We start from the raw sequence: 20,713 nt of genomic DNA, 5'->3' as shown, positions 1-20,713 counted from the left end.
TGGTTGTTAATTATCTAAGTCACTTTCGAGAACAGAGGCTAAAACTTGTTTTGTGTTAGTTTGAAATTCTGTAACATTGACTCGATTCAAAAACCAAATTGATATCAACATTCCCACAGCTTCTAATAGAAATACCATGCCATAAGCTAAGACTAAATTATCGGGTAAAAACTTGCGTCCTAAATCTAAAACAGTACCACCAATTACCGTAGCAATGCCTCTAGATAAAGACTGGGCAAGTCCCCAAGCACCAATAAATGTACCTGCGGCTTCAGCAATTGTTAAGTCTAACATTAAAGTAACGGCTGCGGTGGTGACAAAACCAGTAGATAAACCAAATAAAACTAAAGTTGATTTGAGGAGAGATGGATTTGCGGAAAATCCCGAAAAACCTATTAATAAAGCGGCAACTGCTACTAAGATACAACCTAACTTTATGGTCTTTTTTTTACCTAAACGGGGAACAATGAAAAAACCTGTGATTCCATAGGAAATTAATATCCCTGTACCGTAAAAAACGTTGAGTTTGGTACTTTCTGCTAAGGGCATTTTAAATACTTGCCCTGCATAGGGTTCTAAAATGGGATCTTGCATAAACAAGCTGATAGTCATCACTAATAAAAATGCGAAAAATAAGCCTGTTTGGGGACTAGCTGTTAAAATTTTCCAAGCACCTTTTAAGGTTATACCATCTTCCCGATTTCCTTTATTGCCACGATTCAAGAAACGGGAATATTTGTTTTCAACCCCTACAGTGGCCACAATTGCTAAACTAAAAACGATGCTGGGAACTATTATAAATAGACGATTAATTGCCGCTTGTAAAGTTTCTAGAGGTGCGTTTGCATCTAATTGTTTTAATAGGCTGGAACTGATGATTGCTCCGACTATAATCCCTACCATTAACATTGACCAAACAATACCCACAACTTGGGAACGGTTGTCTTCTTCGGAAATATCAACTAATAAAGCTGCAAATGCTGTACCACTAGCACAAATTGCTAAACCGTAAATTGCGAACACGAAACCGAGAACCGCTGTCCAACCGATAGTTTGGGTAGTCCATGTCCACTTATCACCAATATTAGCCGCACTTAACTGCCACATTACTTGTACCGCTAAAAATGCAGCGATCGCAAATATTCCTGCTCCTCCCCACACATAAGCCGTGCGATGATAACCTAAGAATGGTTTAGCATCGGACATTTGCCCAAATAAAATCCTGGTCGGTGCGATAAAATAGGGGATGGCTAATACTAAACTACCTATCGTTGCCGGGATTGCGATTTCCTGAATCATGACCCGGTTAAGCACTCCCAGAGTCAAGATAGACATCATACTCAACCCCATTTGAAACAATCCTAGCCGAAACATCGTCAAAATATTGACTTTGGGGATAGAGAAGGATTGAGTTGGGGTGTCCAATGTATCATCCATTGCCATAGTTGCTTTTTTTTCTCGTTTTCTAAATAGTAGCACCCTCCGTATATTTCCAAAATCAAATATGAGTTTCATATGATCTCAATTAAATGGTAAATTTATTTTATAATCATCAGATTTAATTTTCATTAGAATATAATTCTCTCTATGAATAATTCATCAATTACCATTACTCAGTTATTAGATACAGATTTGGGAGAACTCAGGAAAATCAGTCAAAAGATTTGGTATAGCCATTATCCGACAATTCTCAGCCATGCACAAATTGAATATATGCTCAATAAAATGTATGGAATAGGAGTAATTGAAGATGAAATTTATCACCAAGGCATATTTTATGATCAAGTTTTACATAATTCTGAATTAGTTGGTTATTTATCTTATGGTTCAGAAAAGACGAATAATATCAGTTATTTAAAACTACATAAATGTTACTTATTACCATCATTACATGGTTTTGGTTATGGTCAAAAGATGTTATTTCATGTTTGCCAAAAAGCCCAAGCAATGAACCTCAAACAAATAATTCTCAATGTCAATAAAAGGAATCAGAAAGGCATTAAAGCCTATTCCAGATTTGGGTTTAAAATTATTGACAGTCAGATCAAAGATTTTGGAAGTGGATTTGTATTGGATGATTACATCATGGGTTATGATATTTGAATAATTCCATAATTTGTGATTTACTTCATATCAATAAATTATCCAAATTACAAAAAAAAGGGAACAGGGAACAGATAAGAAACTAAAGCAATACAATTGAGGGCGGGGAAACCCCGCCCCTACGGCTTTTGGAATTTAATCATTACATCAGTTTGGCATCACTGAGAATGAGAAATTATTAATTGATTCTAAAGTTTTTCGATTCTCAAGATATCTCCTTGTACGGTTATCAACGCCAGAAATCTCTCCCTATTTCCACCCTAACGAAGAAAAGAAGCGGTAGATTAGAGATAGTGTTACTTCTTCAAAACCGGAGAAGTGATCATAAAAATACAGTTGTCTCCATAAATGTGTTATGAGTAAAAAAATACAAGGACTCTTCAAACCCATATTTAAAACCGTTTTTATCCTTAGCTTAGTGCTAACTTTAGCTTTTAGTCATGCTAATGATGCCTTGGCAGCCCGTAGTGGCGGCAGGATTGGCGGTGGTTCTTTTAGAATGCCTTCTAGCCGCACTTATGCACCTCGGACAAGTATGCCAGGTAATGGCGGCTACTATGCCCCTTATGGTGGTGGTTTTGGATTTCCGTTTCTTTTACCCTTATGGGGTTTCGGCGGTGGTTTTGGCGGGTTGTTTGGGATATTGATCTTTTTTGCAATGGCGAATTTTTTAGTCCAAACCTTTCGCCGTGTCACCAGTGGAGAAACGGAAGAAGTCAGCTATAGCAGCAATCCCTCGGTGTCTGTCACCCGGTTACAAGTTGGTTTATTAGCCCAAGCCAGAGATTTGCAACCCGAACTCAATCGCATTGCGGAAACTGCTGATACCAATAGCCCAGAAGGAAGAACTGAAGTTTTACAAGAGGCTAGTTTGGCCTTATTGCGTCACCCTGAATACTGGGTATATGCAGGTGGGGGAACTCAACAAGCAAAACTAAATTCCGCAGAATCTCAATTTAATCGGTTGTCTTTAGCTGAACGCAGTAAGTTTAGCGAAGAAACTCTCTCTAATGTCAACAACCAACTAAAAGCTGTTTTAAGTAAAGATGCTTTACCAGGTGAAGTGGATAATCCCACCCGCTTGATTAGTGAAGGACCAGGAGAGTATATTATCGTCACCTTATTAGCAGCGACTTTGGGTAAATGTGAAATTCCCGCTATTAATAATGCTGATGATTTGCGTCAAGCCTTACGTCAAATTGGCAGTCTTCCCAGTGAACAACTTTTAGCCATTGAAGTTTTGTGGACTCCCCAATCTGAAGGAGATACACTGACATCAGATGATTTGTTTGCGGAATATCCTGATTTGAAATTGGTTTAATTGGGGATTGGGGCTGAAAACAGTTAGAAGTGACTGGTAATCGAAAATTGCGACATTCGTTTTAAGATGATTTATGTCACAATTGAGGAAACTACCATTTATAATCCTACTGCTGTACAAGCCCTAACCTGTCTTAGGGTTTGTGAGATGCTGTCTAACCGCCTTCTAGACATCCACTTAATTCGATTTGATGAAATTGAGCGATATGTATACATTCTCGCAGGCGATGAAATGGAAATTTTAATCTTCCCTGAAGGAAATTGGAGGTTTAATGATGAAACCTAATTTTGTTCAAATGTCGAGGTCTGATCTGAAAGACTATGTACGTAGACATCCCAGTGATTGGGAAGCTTTGAATGTTCTAGTGAGTCGTCGTACTCCTGATTCAGAAGCTACATGGTATGCGCCAATGGTGACAGCAGAAGGTGTCCCAATAGAAGAAAATGTTCGTTTAGCAGAAGAAGCTATTCAGGAACGAATTACCTTAGATAATCAAAAAAGAGTCTATTAGGAGTCTAATTGAAGCACAGGAGGCAGTTCATAAGGAAATGATGAAATCTGTTGAGTCGAGGGAAGAAAAAAAGAAAATCAATCAATAATCTCAGAATCAATAGCCTTTGATAAGGCTATCCCTACTGAAATATTAACTATTTTGGAAACTTTCCTTCTCGCACTTCCACAGCGTAATCTTGTACAGCTTTGGTAATTGTTTCGCGTAAGTTTGTATAAACCTTGGCGAATGGTGGTTGTTTTTCCGAAAGTCCGAGAATGTCGGAAGTGACTAATACTTGACCATCACAGCTAGAACCTGCACCGATACCGATTGTAGGAATACGGAGTTTTTCTGTAATTTGCAGTGCTAGTTTTGTGGGAATATGTTCTAATACTATCGCAAAAACCCCAGCTTGTTCGAGAGCGATCGCTTCATTGAAAATTCTCTCTCCTGCTTCCTGGGTTTTTCCCTGTTGTCGTAACCCTAATTGATGAATTGATTGAGGTGTTAAACCCACATGACCCATAACGGGAATTCCCGACTGCACCAACCGGGTAATAGTTTCCACCATTGCGGGATAACCACCTTCTAATTTTACCGCTTGCGCCCCCGTTTCCTTCAACACCCTACCGGCGGAGTGCATAGCTTGGGAAATACTTTCTTGATAGGTCAAAAATGGTAAATCCACCACAACTAGAGCGTTTTTGACCCCACGCCGCACAGCTTTAGCATGATGGATCATTTCATCCAAAGTTATTGGTAAAGTAGTTTCATAACCCAGGACAACGGCAAGAGAATCACCAACTAGGATAAAGTCTACACCAGCTAGATCCAAAAGTTGAGCGATCGCATAATCCCAGGCAGTTAACGCAACAATCGCCCGTCCCTGTTGTTTCCATTGAGTTAATTGTTGGGTAGTAACTGCCATAAAGAATTGATCATTGATAATTGTCAATTGTTAATTGTCAACTGATAATTGTCAATTAACTAAGTAGGTGGGCGTTAAAAACTGTCCTTGGGGCAAGGGAACAGGGAACAGGGAACAGGGAACAGGGAACAGGAAATACAGAATTGATACCTACTGAGTCTTATTCAAAAATCAAATAGGAGTCCTAATATTACTTTCTCAAATTCGAGACTATTCTTATATCCTTCTAATTCTTCCTCCTGACTCCTATTTCACATACCGACCAAAACCAAAATGAGGTTGAGCCGTACCCACCGAAGGCATTAACCAAGCTAAACCCTCCGTTGTTCCCACCCATAACTTATTACCAATATCCGGAGCCAAAGTCAAAACTCGACTAGAAGGCAGTCCCGTAACTTGGTCTAATACTGCCCCTGTATATGGATTTAATCGCAGCAAACCATTATTAGTACCCACCCACACACTACCATCCTTGGCAAACCTCACCGATGTCACGTTGCGTCCACGCAAAGGAGTCACAGACCGTAACACAATACCATTTTTGGGGTTAATCACCAACAATTGATTTGGCATACCCGCCCAAATTAACCCCTGGGGACTAATAGCCAAAGTTTGGACAGTTCCCCCCGGTAGATTTTGGATTCTCTTCATCAGTAAAGCACTGGAAGTATTCACCTTAACAATTCCATCCAGCGTCCCCACCCACAACTGACCGTCAGCATCTAAAGTCATCGCATTAACACTGACACCGGGCATATTTTTAACCGTCGTCATAATTAAACCTTGGTCGGGACTAACCAAAGTTAACCCAGCATCAGTTCCCACCCATAAATAGCCGCGTTTGTCAAGTAACAGTGATAATACTCGTTTAGAGGGTAATAATAAATTCTGGGCTGTAATTTGACTGGTTTGGGGGTCTACTCTCGTTAACCCTTGATTATTTCCCACCCACAAACGCCCTACCTTATCTTGGACTAAAGCACTAATCGCAATATTTGGTAAACTCACACGGGAAATAACCCTGCCTGTATTGGGATTAATGCGTGATAATCCACGCCACGAACCTACCCACAGATTACCAGTGAAATCTCCCAATAAGTTACTAATGCGATAATCTACAGGTGTTTCTCCCTGTTGCAATTGTCTCTCATTGGGTAAGGGTTTAATTCGTTCTGGTGGTGGTGCGGCTGGATAGGTGGGGGTAGATTTAGGTTGATTCAGACTGGGATTTTTGTCTGTATTCTCAACCGTTTGGGCTGTAGCTGGTGTCACTGTGCTTGGGAAAGCTATTAATCCCAGCAAAGTGGACATTATTAATAATTTAGTATGCTTGTGAAATAAAGTCACGGTTATATTCCTGCTAATAGAAGTATCCAATTCTTTCCAACATCCGCTTAAAAATCAAAAATTTTGAATTATCCCCAATTCCCAATATCACCACAATTTGATACCCTAGCTTAAACAGTTTCGAGAAAAGTTAAAGCGTGGAAATTCAACTTGGGCGGGGAAAAGTGGCGCGTCGAGCCTATGGAATTGACGAAATTGCTTTAGTCCCTGGTAACAGAACTCTCGATCCGAGTTTAGCTGATACTAAGTGGCAAATCGGCAATATTGAGCGAGAAATTCCCATTATTGCCAGTGCAATGGATGGTGTGGTTGATGTGAAAATGGCTGTTCGCTTGTCCCAATTAGGGGCATTAGGAGTAATTAATTTAGAGGGTATCCAAACTCGCTATGCTGACCCCGAACCGATTTTAGATCGGATTGCCTCCGTCAGCAAAGATGAATTTGTCAGCCTGATGCAAGAACTATATGCTGAACCAATAAAGCCGGAATTAATTGAAAAACGTATTCAGGAAATTAAACAACAAGGCGGTATTGCGGCAGTTAGCGCAACTCCAGCAGGTGCAAGCAAATATGGTGAAATAGTAGCTAAAGCAGGAGCAGATTTATTTTTTATCCAAGCTACAGTAGTTTCTACTGATCACCTATCTCCAGAATCTATTACCCCCCTTGATTTGGCAGAATTTTGCCGTTCTATGCCCATCCCTGTGGCATTAGGAAATTGTGTTACATATCAAGTTGCCTTGGAATTGATGAAAGCTGGGGCATCGGCGGTATTGGTAGGTATTGGACCTGGTGCTGCTTGTACTTCTCGCGGAGTGTTGGGCGTGGGCGTACCTCAAGCTACTGCGATCGCTGATTGTACAGCCGCTAGAGACGATTATTATCGGGAAACCGGGAAATATATCCCCATCATCGCTGACGGTGGTTTAATCACCGGTGGAGACATCTGTAAATGTATCGCCTGTGGTGCAGATGGTGTCATGATTGGTTCTCCCTTTGCCAGAGCCGCTGAAGCCCCTGGGCGCGGTTATCACTGGGGTATGGCAACTCCTAGCCCAGTCTTACCTCGCGGGACCCGCATTCGCGTGGGTACAACTGGAACTCTAGAACAAATACTCAGGGGACCCGCTGGTTTGGATGATGGTACTCATAATCTTTTAGGAGCTTTAAAGACTAGTATGGGAACTTTAGGCGCTAAAAACATTAAGGAAATGCAGCAGGTTGAAGTTGTCATTGCTCCTTCTTTGCTCACCGAAGGCAAGGTTTACCAAAAAGCCCAACAGTTAGGTATGGGTAAATAACTCAAGGGGTCATTGGTCATTGGTCATTGGTCGGGGTTTTCTGCTAATACCTGACAACTGACAACGAACAACTGACAACAACTTTGAGAATGACTGGAAAAATCACATATCTAGCCTACAATAGAGATGGCGGAGACAAAAGTTTCCGTTCACTCCTCACACCACACTCCGCCCGGACTAATGTTCGGGCGGTTCCTTATGTTGAGCATTCATTTTCTAATTTCTTGGAAATATACATCCTTTGCCTTTAAGACGACGTTTTTGCTATGGTAGAATTTTCACCAGGCTCAGAAATATCTCATGTGAGGGTTTTTAGGTATGTCAGCAGCAGCAGAAGTTAAAGATGATACGTTTAAGCAAGAAGTCCTCGACAGCGAAGTTCCCGTATTAGTTGATTTTTGGGCTCCTTGGTGTGGTCCGTGCCGCATGGTAGCTCCTGTTGTCGAAGAAATCGCTGTTCAATACGGAGAACAACTCAAGGTTGTCAAAGTTAACACGGATGAAAATCCTCAGATTGCTAGTCAGTACGGTATTCGCAGTATTCCTACATTAATGATTTTCAAAGGTGGACAAAAAGTAGATATGGTGGTGGGTGCTGTACCTAAAACGACTTTAGCTAACACTTTGGAAAAGTATCTTTAAGCTGAATAGACAATAAACTTAGCTTAAGTTATTCATTTACAAGATCAATTACGGAACGAAAATGGTGCTTCCCCTATCTTTTTTTAATCCCAGAGAAAGCCTAGCGTCAGTACCACTTTCGGACATTTTTGTTCTAATTGTTAGTCAATCAAAGATTAGTTACTGAGAAGCCTATATTGTCATAATTACCATCAATATGGGAAATATCATGTAAAATAACGTCAGTTACTAGTACAGGAAGGCGAAAGTCAAAAAGCAAATGATATTAAGTCTTTTCGGGATTTTTAATTATTGCTAGTTGATTTAGGCTTTACTGTACTAGCAACTTTGGTTAAAATATAATGCCATTGTTGCGGCAGTAAGTATGACTTCTGAAGCGTCCTTTCCTTCATTGGATTCTCTCCAAGCGGATATTGCTGAACTAATAGACCGTTTACCGACACTAAAACATAGGCAATTTATTCAGCAATCACTCACCACAATTTTGCGTCTTGCTGATAGTGATATTGAACGTCTTGACTGGAAAATATTATCTGCCGCCTTAGCAGATATGGAATGTGGTTTCCAGTTGTTTTATAACTACCGCCATGTTCGGAAAATTACTATTTTTGGTTCCGCCCGCCTAGCACCACATACACCAGCATATCAAATGGCAGTTGCATTTAGTCGCGCTGTTTCTGCACTAGGATTTATGATGATGACAGGTGGTGGTGGTGGGATTATGCAAGCTGGTCAAGAAGGTGCTGGTAGGGAAAATTCTTTTGGTTTAAATATTCAGTTACCTTTTGAGCAACAAGCTAATCCAATTATTGAAGGTGATGCTAAACTAATTAATTTTAAATACTTCTTCACTCGCAAGTTATTTCTTCTGAAAGAAAGTGATGCTGTGGCTTTATTTCCTGGTGGCTTTGGCACTCAAGATGAGGCTTTTGAATGTATGACATTGACCCAAACAGGTAAATTTGGTCCAGTTCCTTTGGTGTTAATTGATCAGCCAGGGGGTGATTATTGGCGGTCTTGGAGTCAATATATTGATGAGAAATTGGTAAAAACAGGGCTTGTTAGTCCAGATGATCAGAGTTTGTACACTATTACAGATAATCTTGAAGTTGCTTGTAGTACCATTACTGGATTTTACCGAATTTATCATTCTAGTCGTTATGTTGGTGATCAATTGGTGATTCGCTTAAAAGAAGATTTATCCGATGCTCAAGTGGAATTACTCAATACTCATTTTAGTGATATTTTGCTGAGAGGTGAAATTGTTAAAAGTCAAGCATTACCCCAGGAAGAACAAGATGAAACGTCTAATTTACCTCGGTTAGTTTTAAATTTTAATCAACGAGATTTAGGGCGTTTATATCAAATGATTGGGGTAATTAATCAGGTGGGTGTTCCCACTCCAGAGGAATTGGCACATCCAGAAAGGAAGTAGCCTATACCAATTATTAATTAGCCAAAATATTTTATTCCTAATACATAAAACTTGCACTATGGGAATAATAATTGGTTATTCTCATGTCATAATTCAGAGGGAACAGGGAACAGGAAACAGATAAGAAACTAAAGTTTCAGCTTTTAGAGCTTTAAGTAGGTAGGCAAAAATAAATAGAACTATGTTAAGTAAGTTAACAGATTCTGAAATTGGCTCGTAGTCAGGGCTTTAGCCCTACTTTCAGGTCTAAAGACCTTACTACAAACCTTTAATTATTTACGTTACTCTACTTAATCAAAAAAAGATGTTTTTAAAAGTTGCGTATCCCTAAAAACAATGTCATTATTGCCGTCTCATGTTTACAAACATGAGTTTTTCTGTTCCCTCTGAATTTATTATGACTCAATACTGATAAATATAATCAGGCTCGTATATTGGTATAAGTCGCTAGGAAAAAAGGGAATTAAAAGTTAAAAATAAGTAGGTAGACAAAAATAAATAGAACTGTGTTAAGTAAGTTAACAGATTCTGAAATTGGCTCGTAGTTAGGGCTTTAGCCCTACTTTCAGGTCTAAAGACCTTACTACAAACCTTTAATTATTTACGTTACTCTACTTAGTCTCACAATATAGTTGACGCTTAGGAAATTAAAGAAAACTCTTACCAATTAACGAATAAAGGAATTTGAATATGCTGGAATTATTAGGATCAGGTTTGTTTTCTATGTGGTTAGAAATGGCTAAGGCGCAGATTCAACCGTTAGAAGCCTTGAGTGTCTTGGCTTGGCAAGGTAGTTCTAATTTGATTCTTGTCCCTGATCCAAGCCCAGCAGGTGCTATTACAGTCCACCAATATCTGAGTGAGTTAATTACGTCAAAATTAATTGACAAAGATCTCATCTCTTCTCAGGGGATTTGGTTGCAGTCAGGACCAATGCTGATGGCTAATCATCAAGGTACTATACCTTTACCCGCTGCTTCCTTAACTAAGGTTGCTACTTCATTGGTGGCTTTGAAAGCTTGGGGTCCGAATCACCAATTTGAAACTTTAGTTAGTAGCACTGGACCGTTAGTAAATGGGGTGGTGCAGGGTGATTTAGTGATTACTGGTAGCGGTGATCCTATGTTTGTGGGGGAGGAAGCGATCGCTCTGGGAAATACTCTGAATAAAATGGGGATTAAGCAAGTTAAGGGCAATTTGGTAATTACTGGTAACTTTGCTATGAATTTCCAACGTCATCCCCTACTCGCCGGTCAATTACTCAAACAAGCACTAAATCACCAAACTTGGTCTCGTTCTGTGGTTTTCCAATACTCAGTTATGCCCAAGGGAACACCTAAACCTCAAGTGATTATTGCTGGTAATATTAAGGCGGACTCTCAGCCGAGAGTTGGACAGACTTTACTAATCCGTCATTTTTCCTTACCTTTGCAAAAAATCATTAAGGAAATGAATGTTTTTAGTAATAACGATATTGCGGAAATGTTAGCCGATTCTGTGGGCGGTGCAGATGTAGTTAGCACCACAGCATCCCAACTGGCTAGATTCCCAAAGTCAGAAATTCTCTTGATTAATGGTTCTGGTTTAGGGAAGGAAAATCGAATTTCTCCTAGGGGGGTTTGTGCTATGTTTATGGCATTGCAACGGGAAGCTAGTTTTTATCAGTTAACTTTAGCTGATTTATTTCCTACCTCTGGATTGGATCATAGAGGCACAATCCATTCTCGACATATGCCCAAAGCAACAGTAATGAAAACTGGTACTCTCAATGATGTGAGTGCTTTGGCTGGAGTTGTCCCCACACGCGATCGCGGTTTGGTTTGGTTTACAATTATTAATCGTGGTGGCAGTGTATCAGCTTTTCGGGTTCAACAAGATAAACTTCTCCAAAATTTAGAAAAAGAATTAGAAGTATCTACTGACACTCCCGATCCTGTAACACCTCGATTAGATAATTCTTTACCAAATTTTGGTGCAGCTAATCGCAATCAAGTTTTGTATAAGCAATCGTAGGGGGAAGGAGTCAGGAGTTAGGAGTTAGGAGTTAGGAGTTAGGAGTCGGAAGGAAGAAGGAAGAAAATAAATTTATACCCTGCTCCCCTGCTCCCCCTACCTACCTTCCTGGGGAGTAATTTCTGTAACTACTCTGCTGTTGGCAGAATTACCACCCTTAACAACAATATTTTCTGTTTCTAAATTACCGACGGCTGTTTCCCCTTGAAAAGTTAGTTTTGGTTCAATTTGACGATAAATTATATTTCCTTGAGCTTCTAACAATTTTTTATCTAAATACCAAGTTAGTTGATTTGATTTTAAAGACTGACTGCGTTTTCCAACCGCATTCACATTACCAGTGAGATACACAGTGTTTTCTGGTATTTTCATTTTTCCCTGATTAGCAGTCACAGTCACATTCTCAGCAGATTGGAATATGTGAATAGGAGAATTTGTGGTAATATTTTCTTTATTAATATTCCAGGTGATAGAGTTACTAGTAACTTGCATTGGTGGAGCTATTAACTCTAATTTTGCCTGTGGTTTGAGAGTAGCAATTTGAGTTTTTAAATTAATTTCTGCGGCGTTACCCTGACCACGTGCAGTAATTTTGTTGTCTTTATATCTTTCTATTTGAATAGGGCGATCGCTAAATAATTTCTCCTCCTGAATATGCCACATTAAATGCTCAGTTCGCATTTGTAACTGTGGATCTGTGGATTTAGCAACTACTCCTTGTGAAAATTCTACCCGTTGTTCACGAGTTTTAATCTTGGCTTCTTGAGCTACAGCTTGTAATTGTTTATGACTACCATTTAACTGATTGCGAACAATTAATAAATCTTCTTGAGGTCGCCATTCTAACTCATTACCCTTGAAAACAATCCCATTACGGGGATCGGTAGCGACAATTTTACCTTGAAGAAATAGTTGTTTACCATCTTGCTTAATGTTAGCTTTTTCTGCTTTAATTTGGTAGACAACTTTTCCATCTTGGTAAAGTTCCCCTTCAGGATTTTCCGCCTGACCTACCTGTTTATCTGTAGTATATTTTGCCTCTTTAGCCTTAACTTTCCAAATTGGTCTACCTACCTCATCAAATTGTTCAAAAACAATCCCAAAAAAAGTTACCTTAGTATCATCATCTTTTGGAGATGAAGGATCAGTTTTGGATTGGGTAGGTGATGGATTACCGCAACTCGACAAGCATAAACCTAAACATAATATCAAAGGTAGGTAAAACCAATTAGTTGGTAATGTTAACCCCAAAAATGAATAGAAGCGGGGAGAATGATTTTTAATTCCCCTCTGATGTTTTTCATCTTGTCTTCCATTCTCCCTAGCTTGTGAATATTGCATTATTCTGGAACTTCTAGATGTCTACTACTATCTCTAGGATCGTCTAAAAAGCCCATACTAGACAATGGCCGATATGGATAACTTTGACGGGGGGTTTTTTGGATATCTTCTTTGATGGCTTCTAAATCAATATAGCGATCGCTCACATTAATTAAACTATCACTAGTCATAGAACGCAAACTCACCACCTCTACCCTCACCCCACGATAGCTGACAGAATTGACAGCATAAGCCAAATCGCCGTCACCGCTGACTAAAACTGCGGTATCATAGGAATCGCACAATGCCATCATATCAACAGCTATTTCCACATCTAAGTTAGCTTTTTTAGAACCATCCGGTAATTGCACCAAGTCCTTAGCAATCACCCGATAACCGTTACGACGCATCCACAACAAAAAGCCCTGTTGCTTCTCATTTGTCCGATCCACTCCTGTATAGAAAAAAGCCCGCAATAGTCTTGATCCCCCAGTCAAACGGCACAATAACTTAGTATAATCAATTTCAATTCCTAGTTGGAGCGCCGCATAAAATAAGTTTGAGCCATCAATAAAGATCGCCACCCGACCCCGATTTTCCAAAACCTGTTCTGGGGTAAATATTGAGTCGTTTTCAAAATTGTTCAACATTGTTGTCATACCTTGTGTTGTTATCCCTGTTATGATAGAAAGTTCTAACTATCTACTTGTTAGAGTTGCTTATGATAAGAATTCAGAAGGCAAGAGGCAAGAGTAAAGATCAATATTGTTCTTTGTTTCCTGTTCCCTGTTCCCCGAATTCTTTAGTTTTTCAAGAAATTCGCAGTTCCCGAAATTAATCTTTTATTTTGATGTTTCTATCCGTTTAAAAACTGGTTTTGGTGTTCCCAATATTTGTTGATCGGATAATATTCCCCATGTTGAGTGGGTACAAAAAGGAGCTAAAATTGCACTTTCTTTTTGTTCATTAAAATTAATCCCCCAGCCTAATTGCTGATAAATATCACTACTGATATTAGGAATAATTGGGGAGAGAAGATAAGCTGCTAGTCTGACAGATTCTAGAACCGCATATAGCACCATTTCCACTTCTGACTGTTTACCTTGTTTATATAATGACCAAGGAGCTTGATCATCAATAAATTTATTACTGGCTTGTACCAGAGATAAAACATAGTGACAGGCTTCATTAAAAGCTAATGCTGTGTATGCTTGTTTCACCCTTTCTCCCAACTGTAACCCCATTGCTTTCAAAGGATTTTCAATGGGAATAGCTGATTGGTTAATGGCCGGTACTTGACTAGCACAGTATTTCTTCACCATGTTTAAAGTCCGATTTAACAAATTACCTAAATCATTCGCTAAATCTGCATTCAAAACATTAATGAACCTTATTTCATTAAAATCGCCATCCTTCCCAAATTCGATTTCCTTAAGGAAGTAATAACGAACGGCATCACTACCATAATTTTCCACTAAAGTAATAGGATCAAGGGTGTTACCTAAAGTCTTCCCCATTTTTTGACCATCTTTAGTTAGGAAACCATGTCCAAATACCCTGTCTGGTAAAGGTAAACCTGCGGACATCAACATTGCGGGCCAGTACACAGCATGAAAGCGTAAGATATCTTTACCAATCAAGTGCAGGTTAATCGGCCACCATGCTTGTAAAGCATTAGCTAAGGTTGGTTCTGCATCTGGTTCTAACAATGCTGTTACATAACCCAGCAAAGCATCAAACCATACATACAATGTATGTTGAGAATCCACAGGGACAGGAAAACCCCAATCCAGATTTACCCGGGAAATTGAAAAGTCCTGTAAACCTTGAGCGACAAAATTGAAAACTTCATTCCGTCTGCTGACAGGTTGGATAAAATCTGGGTGGGATTGGTAAAACTCCTCTAACTGGGTTTGATATTTAGACAAGCGAAAGAAATAGTTCTGCTCGTCTCGCCACTCTACTTGTTTGTTAGTATGGATGGGACAGTGTTTGTCTGCAAGTAAATCCCGTTCTTCCCTAAACTCTTCACAGGAAACGCAGTACCAACCTTTTTGTTCTCCTTGGTAAATGTCGCCATTTTCCCAAACTCGCTGAAAAAACTCTTTAACTATCCCTTGGTGACGAGGTGCTGTAGTCCGACTAAAGCGATCATATTGAATGTCGAGTAAATCCCACAGGTTAAGAAAACTGGGAACGATTTCATCACAAAAATCTTGTGGTGGTTTTCCTAAATTTGCTGCTGAACGCTGAATTTTTTGCCCGTGTTCATCCGTACCTGTAATTAGTAGCACTTGATGTCCCTGTAAGCGATTAAATCTGGCGACTACATCCGCTGCTATAGTTGTATAAGCACTGCCAATATGCGGAACATCGTTGACATAGTACAATGGTGTGGTCAGTGCAAAAGTCTTTTCTGTTTTATTCACAAGATTCATGGACTATAAAAGCAAATTATTAATCAGTTTTCTCTATTAATAATCTAGATGATTTAGACAAAACTACGTAATTATATAACATTGCTACTGTTTTTTTCAAACTCCTGGCGATGGATAACAAGTTTATGGACTGAAGAATTGTTTAATTACTTCTATAAATCCACCTGATTTTTAACTAAATCAGAGAAAGTATTTACTAATAATCATGGTAAAACCTGTTTCTTTCCTTAGTAGTTACAGAGAATACACTAACTGAAACTCTAGCGATATAACTAATTGCGTGGATAATTGACCAAACTGTTAGTTTCAATTTTGAATAATTTACTAGGTTGTTGTTGGAGAAGTTCCTAATTTGGTGAGCCTTATTTGAGAATTCTCAATTCGTTAATTATGAAAATAACTATTAAAAATTTACTCAAAGCATTTAGCTAATGTCTAGGGACTGAATGCTGAATCACATACTTATATATGATGAATACAAATTGCGATAAATTCTGTAATTATGGTTTCAGAGTGGATGATTTTTTATCTGGAAAGGTTGATTTTAGACAGATGACAAAAGATAAAAATTTCGTCACAATCTCTATCTGGATAAGGGAAAGGGTACAGTTAAAGATAGAGTAGATGAATAAAAATAAGTAAAATGCCAGCAGTTGATCCTCAACCTTGTTTTTTAACGCCAAATCCAGTACAATCGAATTCTCCCTTATTTGTCTATTTGCCAGGTATGGATGGGACTGGTGAGTTATTGCAATCTCAAATCCCAGAATTAGCCTCTGGTTTAGATATTCGTTGCTTGTCCATACCCAAAAACTGTCTGGCCACTTGGGATGTTTTAGTGAAGAATGTTTTGGACTTGGTTCACGCTGAGTTGGAAAAAAGCTGTCAACGGACAATATATCTATGTGGTGAATCTTTTGGTGGTTGTTTAGCAATACAAGTCGCAATCCAGTCACCGCAGTTATTTAAGCGTATTATCTTAATTAATCCTGCTTCGGCTTTGCAGCAGCAATCTTGGTTTAATTGGATATCCCCGGCTACTCAGTTTGTGCCATCATTTCTATTTAATGTTGGTGCCTTGGGTTTGTTACCGTTTCTAGCATCATTAGAACGGATTTCTCCAAGCGATCGCCATAAACTACTTACAGCTATGCGTTCCCTCCCATCAGAAACCGTAAATTGGCGCTTATCCCTACTGCGAGATTTCCAGATTGATAGCAAAGAGCTACAACAGCTAACACAACCAATTTTACTTATTGGCAGTGGTAGCGATCGCTTATTACCCTCTGTGAGTGAAATCAACAGATTGGCAAATATTTTCCCCAATACCCAGTCGTTCATCCTACCACATAGTGGTCACGCCTGCTTACTAGAGAAAGATGTCAATCTCTATCAAATTCTCAAAGACAATGATTTTTTAGAAGTTAATATTAATGTACCAAAAATTATCAAATCAACGGACAGCCCTATCTTCACCAAGTCTATCTGAAACCTGGTCATATTCAGTATAGGGTCAAGATACAGCAAGTTTTACTCCTGATTCGGTGACTCCTGAATTTTGCTGTGTGTAGCTTGCTTCCGAAAGGGTCTTGCCCTTATAATGTGTGGTTCTACAGAGATATTCTAGGCCTATCTTCATCCTCTCACAGGTAACAGAAAATAGCAGCCTGAAATACCAAGATAGTGTCAGGAGATTATCGGTGAGTTTTCACACTTCCCACTGCATTCTGTAAGATCCGTTTACTCTTCGCAGATGAATGCTCAGTATCCTTAGAGTTTCGCATCGCCTCTTTAACAAGGGTAGCTAGTTCCTCTAACTGATTAATCGCTTCTGCACCCTCTAACTTCATTAACTCTCGATCATCACGCATTTCTGTCCAAGTAATCCCATAATCAGATACTAAAAACCGGATTAAATGATTATCGCCTAAGCTGACCATAAAAGATGCACTGTTCATTTGGTCGCCGCAAGTATAACAAGAAGCTGGATAACCATACCTCTCTAGTACAACTGCTAAAGCTTGCAAATTCATTACCAAATCTTGAACAAATTGTCTATGCTCGTTTGCTAATCTTAAAAACACTTGTCCCTCCAGACACCACAGTCATTTGAGTTTATTTTATATTTTCTTTAGATTTTCTCATGAACTGGTATTGTAGAATAGTTTTTACAATTTTTGGTGTTTCATGAGTTCGTTAGTTAGTTAACTCGTCCAGGTTAGTAGATAACGATTCTTAAAGAAGTATCAACCTATTCAATTTATCAGGTAGTTATCACAGACTTAGTTACTAAAATTCACATTTTGGCTTTCTCGATCTGTCAGAACTATACTTGATAAAATTGAGACCTTATCAGCCTAACTTAAATTCGTTTATAGTCAAGTTCGTTAAACCTATATATGGCACTATTACAGGTGATGTAGAGCCATATTAAGATGATTTATTCAGTCTAACGCTTATTTTCGTTCCTTGTGTTTTTATCTCCATCTTAAATAAGCCTCAGATCATATAACATAGATTGAGATTAACACAAGTGTTGAATATACTTAATTAGGGGTTGCTGAAAAAGTTATCTGTGATAGCGCAGCGTGACGTGAGTCAGGAGTCAGGAGGAAGAATTAGAAGAAGATCAGAATAGTCTTGAATTTGGTCAAGTGATAGGGTTTCGGTAGTTTCAACGCTTATTCCTTGCACTTGTTTCACCTTTTTTACCTTCCAACTCTTGATATATCTCAGTTATAACCCACATTCCGCAGACCCTAATTAATGTATAGTCTTGCATACATTTTGACACCTTCCCTAATACTGCTGTTAGCATTACGAAAGCTGATTTGATTATTTGAAGAACTATAGAAATTCTAAATTTTGCCAAAGCAAATATTGATTGTTTATAAATTTAGGTCATGTTGTCAGAATCAGGGTAACCATGATTAGAGGATTTACAGGATGGTTATTGCAAAATTTATTTAGTCCGTTTTAACGGACTTTCGCTATGAGACTGGGAATTTATTCCCAGGCGGGTAATGATACTTCACGAAGCATCCTATTTTGTCAGAATCAGGATAACCAGGATTAGAGGATTTACAGGATGGTTATTTGATAGTTAATGGCTGTTGTTTTATCGTCCCCCATTATCAACTAACAAAAGGATTTTCAATCTTTAGTCCAGTAATTCCTTTAAAATCACCGACATTTCTTGTTACTAAAAATGCGTCTTGATTTATTGCTGTAGCGGCGATAATTGCATCAGGAAGTTTAATTTTATATTGTCGTTTGATTTGGATTGTCTGATTTTCAATTTCTCGTAACAATGGAACTGTATTAAACTGAGATAGTAAATCTTCAATAGACTGTTCCTCTTCTTTTGATAAGCCGGCAAAACTCAGTAATTCAATACGGATAATTGGTGAAATTAGAATTTCGTGCAAATTCAAAAACTCTTCTGTAAACCATGAATTAACTGTTATATCATCGGCTAAATAGTAAATAAAAATATTGGTATCATAAACATATTTCATTCTTCCCATTCCTGACGCAGAGTATCTAAATGATCTAACATTGCTGCTTTTTTATGCTTTAAAATTCCTTTGGCTTGAATAATTTTTTCATAGTCTTTTTTCCAATGTAATAGCATGGATTCAGGTACATCTACTGTAATTGAATCTTCATCTTGAGATACAAGATAATGTCTTGGTATTTTGATTAATGGCATAGTTTTATGCTCCTGTTTCTCTCAATTCAGATTGTAACATATTGTCTGATAGCGTAGCGTAAGCCATATCAGGATAACCAGAATTATAAGATTTACAGGATAATTAATTGCATTCACAATATTTTTAGCTATTAATACTTTGAGGATGAATAATTGTGATTTCGGTAACATTCCTGAGATTGAGAATTTGCAAATCTAAGAACAATATTGGTATCCAGTAAATATCTTTTCATATTCCTCTCTCATCATAAATATTTTCTCGACGCAGTGCTTCATCTGATAGGGTAATACTACTTTCAGGAAATTGAGATAACCATTCTTGAATTTGAATTTATATACATTGACACAATTAGGACATAAAATTAAGTTCGATTATAGTGATAGTGATCCAACAATCGAAGTTAATTTTCGGCAAGTTTTTGAAAGTCTAAATTTACCTTGTTGGAATTTTTTAAACGCAGAACCGCACAGATTTGAAATTATCGGTGAACGTAATCAAAGTATCACGAAAATAAAAGTAAAAGATGATAAACTTTTAAATGGTCGTCAAGAATGCCTATCTTCAGAAAGTACAATGGTTTTAGAATTTCTGAAAATTTATCTTCAACAATATGAAAAACGGGGCTTAACTTGGACAGATTTAATCCAGGAAGGTAAAATACCTAAAACAGATGAATATATCGTCAATGCAATTCTGTAAATCTTCAAATTCTGTAAATCCTGATTTAGACTATTTGTATTAGACAATACTACTCAATCACAAAGTTGTTTTTCTGGAGGTTGAAACTTTCTCCTATACAAATCTATCTGTAGATTGTTATCAGTAAAAGATGCAGGAAGTTTATCCAGAATTGCATTAACCATTTCTGAAACTGTAGTGCAAGCCCAGAAAGCAGCTTTAGCAGTGCTAACTTTCACTATTATTGATTCCGATATTGATTCCGATGGTGTATCTAGATATATACCTTTGCTGCGAAGATTTTGAAGTAGCTTTCTTCCAAAATATTTGATTTCACCATCCTCTTGTTCTTCAATGATATCTTCAGGTTTAAGATGAACTAAACAATCACGTAACTTGAATAGATCAGCAAAGTTCTGATAAAGTTTATCTCCCTTTTTAAAATCACTATTTAAGGCTTCACTAGCCAGCATAAACTTATGTTGTGTGTTTTTCTTTTTAGAATCTGATTCCTCAATAGCATCAATCAACTTATCTAAAAAAGCTTCAGTTGATCCATCTTGCTTTTCACATTTAGCAAGAGCAGGAATTTCATTAATAAAAGCCTCTAATGCTAGTGCGGAAAAAATTATAGATACTAAAGCATCGTCTTGTGTATGAATTTCAAAACCTTCAGTTGCTTTCAAATAACCATTCTTCGCAATTTTATAGAATCGACTGGAATCTACGAAAAACCCCTGAACTGCTTGCATAATTTTAGTCTGAATGTTATAATTACTATTATTGTGTGTTTTAAAATACTTGTCAATAAATTGTGTATTTAAATTGATAATGATACGTATAGGACTTACGCACTGTACAAATTCACCATGATGTGCATGAACGAAAATCCCTCGTTTCAGGCTTTTGGTGATTAACTTCTGCTCAATAGCGAGCGCTCAAAAATCATCAAAAAATCACGTTAAAATGCCCGAAACCCAT

20 protein-coding genes are annotated in these 20,713 nt (G+C 38.1%); 10 read left to right on the top strand and 10 right to left on the bottom strand.

Annotated features, from left to right (window positions below; all coding sequences use genetic code 11):
* Positions 1 to 6: 6 nt before the first annotated feature.
* Complete coding sequence (locus PN471_RS09650) at positions 7 to 1,443, bottom strand: BCD family MFS transporter (RefSeq protein ID WP_271776657.1); 1,437 nt, start codon at positions 1,441 to 1,443, stop codon at positions 7 to 9.
* A 144-nt stretch (positions 1,444 to 1,587) separates the two neighbouring features.
* Here PN471_RS09650 and PN471_RS09645 point away from each other — a divergent pair, with 144 nt between their 5' ends.
* The 4 genes from PN471_RS09645 (at position 1,588) to PN471_RS09635 (ending at position 3,935) form a co-directional block, all read left to right on the top strand.
* Positions 1,588 to 2,103, top strand: coding sequence for a GNAT family N-acetyltransferase (locus tag PN471_RS09645; protein ID WP_271776656.1), 516 nt, complete (start codon positions 1,588 to 1,590; stop codon positions 2,101 to 2,103).
* A gap of 355 nt (positions 2,104 to 2,458) precedes the next feature.
* On the top strand, positions 2,459 to 3,424 hold the full coding sequence (locus PN471_RS09640) for a DUF1517 domain-containing protein (protein ID WP_271776655.1): 966 nt from the start codon (positions 2,459 to 2,461) through the stop codon (positions 3,422 to 3,424).
* 66 nt (positions 3,425 to 3,490) lie between these two features.
* A complete protein-coding gene (locus tag PN471_RS23440; protein WP_442867145.1) occupies positions 3,491 to 3,709 on the top strand; it encodes a DUF6888 family protein in 219 nt (72 codons plus the stop codon).
* Positions 3,696 to 3,935 (top strand): DUF6887 family protein, encoded by a 240-nt coding sequence (locus PN471_RS09635; protein WP_442867144.1) that lies wholly within the window; start codon positions 3,696 to 3,698, stop codon positions 3,933 to 3,935. The genes PN471_RS23440 and PN471_RS09635 overlap by 14 nt, the downstream gene beginning before the upstream one ends.
* Before the next feature lie 136 nt (positions 3,936 to 4,071).
* On the opposite strand, the gene panB is transcribed toward PN471_RS09635, so the two are convergent.
* Positions 4,072 to 4,845, bottom strand: coding sequence for a 3-methyl-2-oxobutanoate hydroxymethyltransferase (gene panB, locus PN471_RS09630; RefSeq protein ID WP_271776653.1), 774 nt, complete (start codon positions 4,843 to 4,845; stop codon positions 4,072 to 4,074).
* 246 nt (positions 4,846 to 5,091) lie between these two features.
* Positions 5,092 to 6,156, bottom strand: a complete 1,065-nt coding sequence (locus tag PN471_RS09625) for a ligand-binding sensor domain-containing protein (RefSeq protein WP_271776652.1) — start codon at positions 6,154 to 6,156, stop codon at positions 5,092 to 5,094.
* Between the two features lie 173 nt (positions 6,157 to 6,329).
* Here PN471_RS09625 and PN471_RS09620 point away from each other — a divergent pair, with 173 nt between their 5' ends.
* The 4 genes from PN471_RS09620 (at position 6,330) to PN471_RS09605 (ending at position 11,583) form a co-directional block, all read left to right on the top strand.
* Positions 6,330 to 7,493: a GuaB3 family IMP dehydrogenase-related protein gene (locus PN471_RS09620; RefSeq protein WP_271776651.1), complete on the top strand. Its 1,164-nt coding sequence runs from the start codon at positions 6,330 to 6,332 to the stop codon at positions 7,491 to 7,493.
* Between the two features lie 318 nt (positions 7,494 to 7,811).
* Entirely contained in the window at positions 7,812 to 8,135 is a 324-nt protein-coding gene (gene trxA / locus PN471_RS09615; protein ID WP_271776650.1) for a thioredoxin, read from the top strand.
* A gap of 364 nt (positions 8,136 to 8,499) precedes the next feature.
* Positions 8,500 to 9,570, top strand: coding sequence for an LOG family protein (locus tag PN471_RS09610; protein WP_271776649.1), 1,071 nt, complete (start codon positions 8,500 to 8,502; stop codon positions 9,568 to 9,570).
* 690 nt (positions 9,571 to 10,260) lie between these two features.
* Positions 10,261 to 11,583 carry a D-alanyl-D-alanine carboxypeptidase gene (locus PN471_RS09605; protein ID WP_271776648.1) on the top strand — a complete coding sequence of 441 codons (1,323 nt, stop codon included), beginning with the start codon at positions 10,261 to 10,263 and terminating at the stop codon, positions 11,581 to 11,583.
* Positions 11,584 to 11,679: 96 nt separating this feature from the next.
* Here the strand turns inward: PN471_RS09605 and lptC are convergent, their stop codons facing one another.
* The 3 genes from lptC to metG all read right to left on the bottom strand — a co-directional run bounded on the left by lptC (position 11,680) and on the right by metG (position 15,341).
* A complete protein-coding gene (gene lptC, locus PN471_RS09600) occupies positions 11,680 to 12,924 on the bottom strand; it encodes an LPS export ABC transporter periplasmic protein LptC (protein ID WP_271776647.1) in 1,245 nt (414 codons plus the stop codon).
* Positions 12,924 to 13,553, bottom strand: coding sequence for a LabA-like NYN domain-containing protein (locus tag PN471_RS09595; RefSeq protein WP_096664423.1), 630 nt, complete (start codon positions 13,551 to 13,553; stop codon positions 12,924 to 12,926). Before PN471_RS09595 ends, lptC begins: the two co-directional genes overlap by 1 nt.
* A gap of 192 nt (positions 13,554 to 13,745) precedes the next feature.
* Positions 13,746 to 15,341: a methionine--tRNA ligase gene (gene metG / locus PN471_RS09590; RefSeq protein WP_271776646.1), complete on the bottom strand. Its 1,596-nt coding sequence runs from the start codon at positions 15,339 to 15,341 to the stop codon at positions 13,746 to 13,748.
* Between the two features lie 643 nt (positions 15,342 to 15,984).
* Between metG and PN471_RS09585 the strand changes: the two genes are divergently transcribed.
* The gene (locus tag PN471_RS09585) at positions 15,985 to 16,830 is read left to right on the top strand and encodes an alpha/beta fold hydrolase (protein WP_271776645.1); all 846 of its coding nucleotides are present in this window, start codon (positions 15,985 to 15,987) and stop codon (positions 16,828 to 16,830) included.
* A 205-nt stretch (positions 16,831 to 17,035) separates the two neighbouring features.
* Here PN471_RS09585 and PN471_RS09580 read toward each other — a convergent pair whose 3' ends face one another.
* From PN471_RS09580 to PN471_RS09570, 3 genes are all read right to left on the bottom strand, one after another.
* Entirely contained in the window at positions 17,036 to 17,425 is a 390-nt protein-coding gene (locus tag PN471_RS09580) for a DUF1815 family protein (protein WP_168644094.1), read from the bottom strand.
* A 1,050-nt stretch (positions 17,426 to 18,475) separates the two neighbouring features.
* Positions 18,476 to 18,859, bottom strand: coding sequence for a type II toxin-antitoxin system VapC family toxin (locus PN471_RS09575; protein WP_271776644.1), 384 nt, complete (start codon positions 18,857 to 18,859; stop codon positions 18,476 to 18,478).
* The gene (locus tag PN471_RS09570; protein ID WP_193896463.1) at positions 18,856 to 19,053 is read right to left on the bottom strand and encodes a hypothetical protein; all 198 of its coding nucleotides are present in this window, start codon (positions 19,051 to 19,053) and stop codon (positions 18,856 to 18,858) included. Before PN471_RS09570 ends, PN471_RS09575 begins: the two co-directional genes overlap by 4 nt.
* A 319-nt stretch (positions 19,054 to 19,372) precedes the next feature.
* Here PN471_RS09570 and PN471_RS09565 point away from each other — a divergent pair, with 319 nt between their 5' ends.
* Positions 19,373 to 19,753 (top strand): hypothetical protein, encoded by a 381-nt coding sequence (locus tag PN471_RS09565; RefSeq protein ID WP_271776643.1) that lies wholly within the window; start codon positions 19,373 to 19,375, stop codon positions 19,751 to 19,753.
* A gap of 53 nt (positions 19,754 to 19,806) precedes the next feature.
* On the opposite strand, the gene PN471_RS09560 is transcribed toward PN471_RS09565, so the two are convergent.
* Positions 19,807 to 20,484: a hypothetical protein gene (locus PN471_RS09560; RefSeq protein ID WP_271776642.1), complete on the bottom strand. Its 678-nt coding sequence runs from the start codon at positions 20,482 to 20,484 to the stop codon at positions 19,807 to 19,809.
* Between the last annotated feature and the right edge of the window lie 229 nt (positions 20,485 to 20,713).

Origin of the sequence: Aphanizomenon sp. CS-733/32 (assembly GCF_028330045.1) — a bacterium.
GTDB lineage: Bacteria > Cyanobacteriota > Cyanobacteriia > Cyanobacteriales > Nostocaceae > Dolichospermum > Dolichospermum gracile.
Note: the sequence above shows the minus strand (reverse complement) of the source record. Positions and strands in the feature narration are given on the sequence as shown.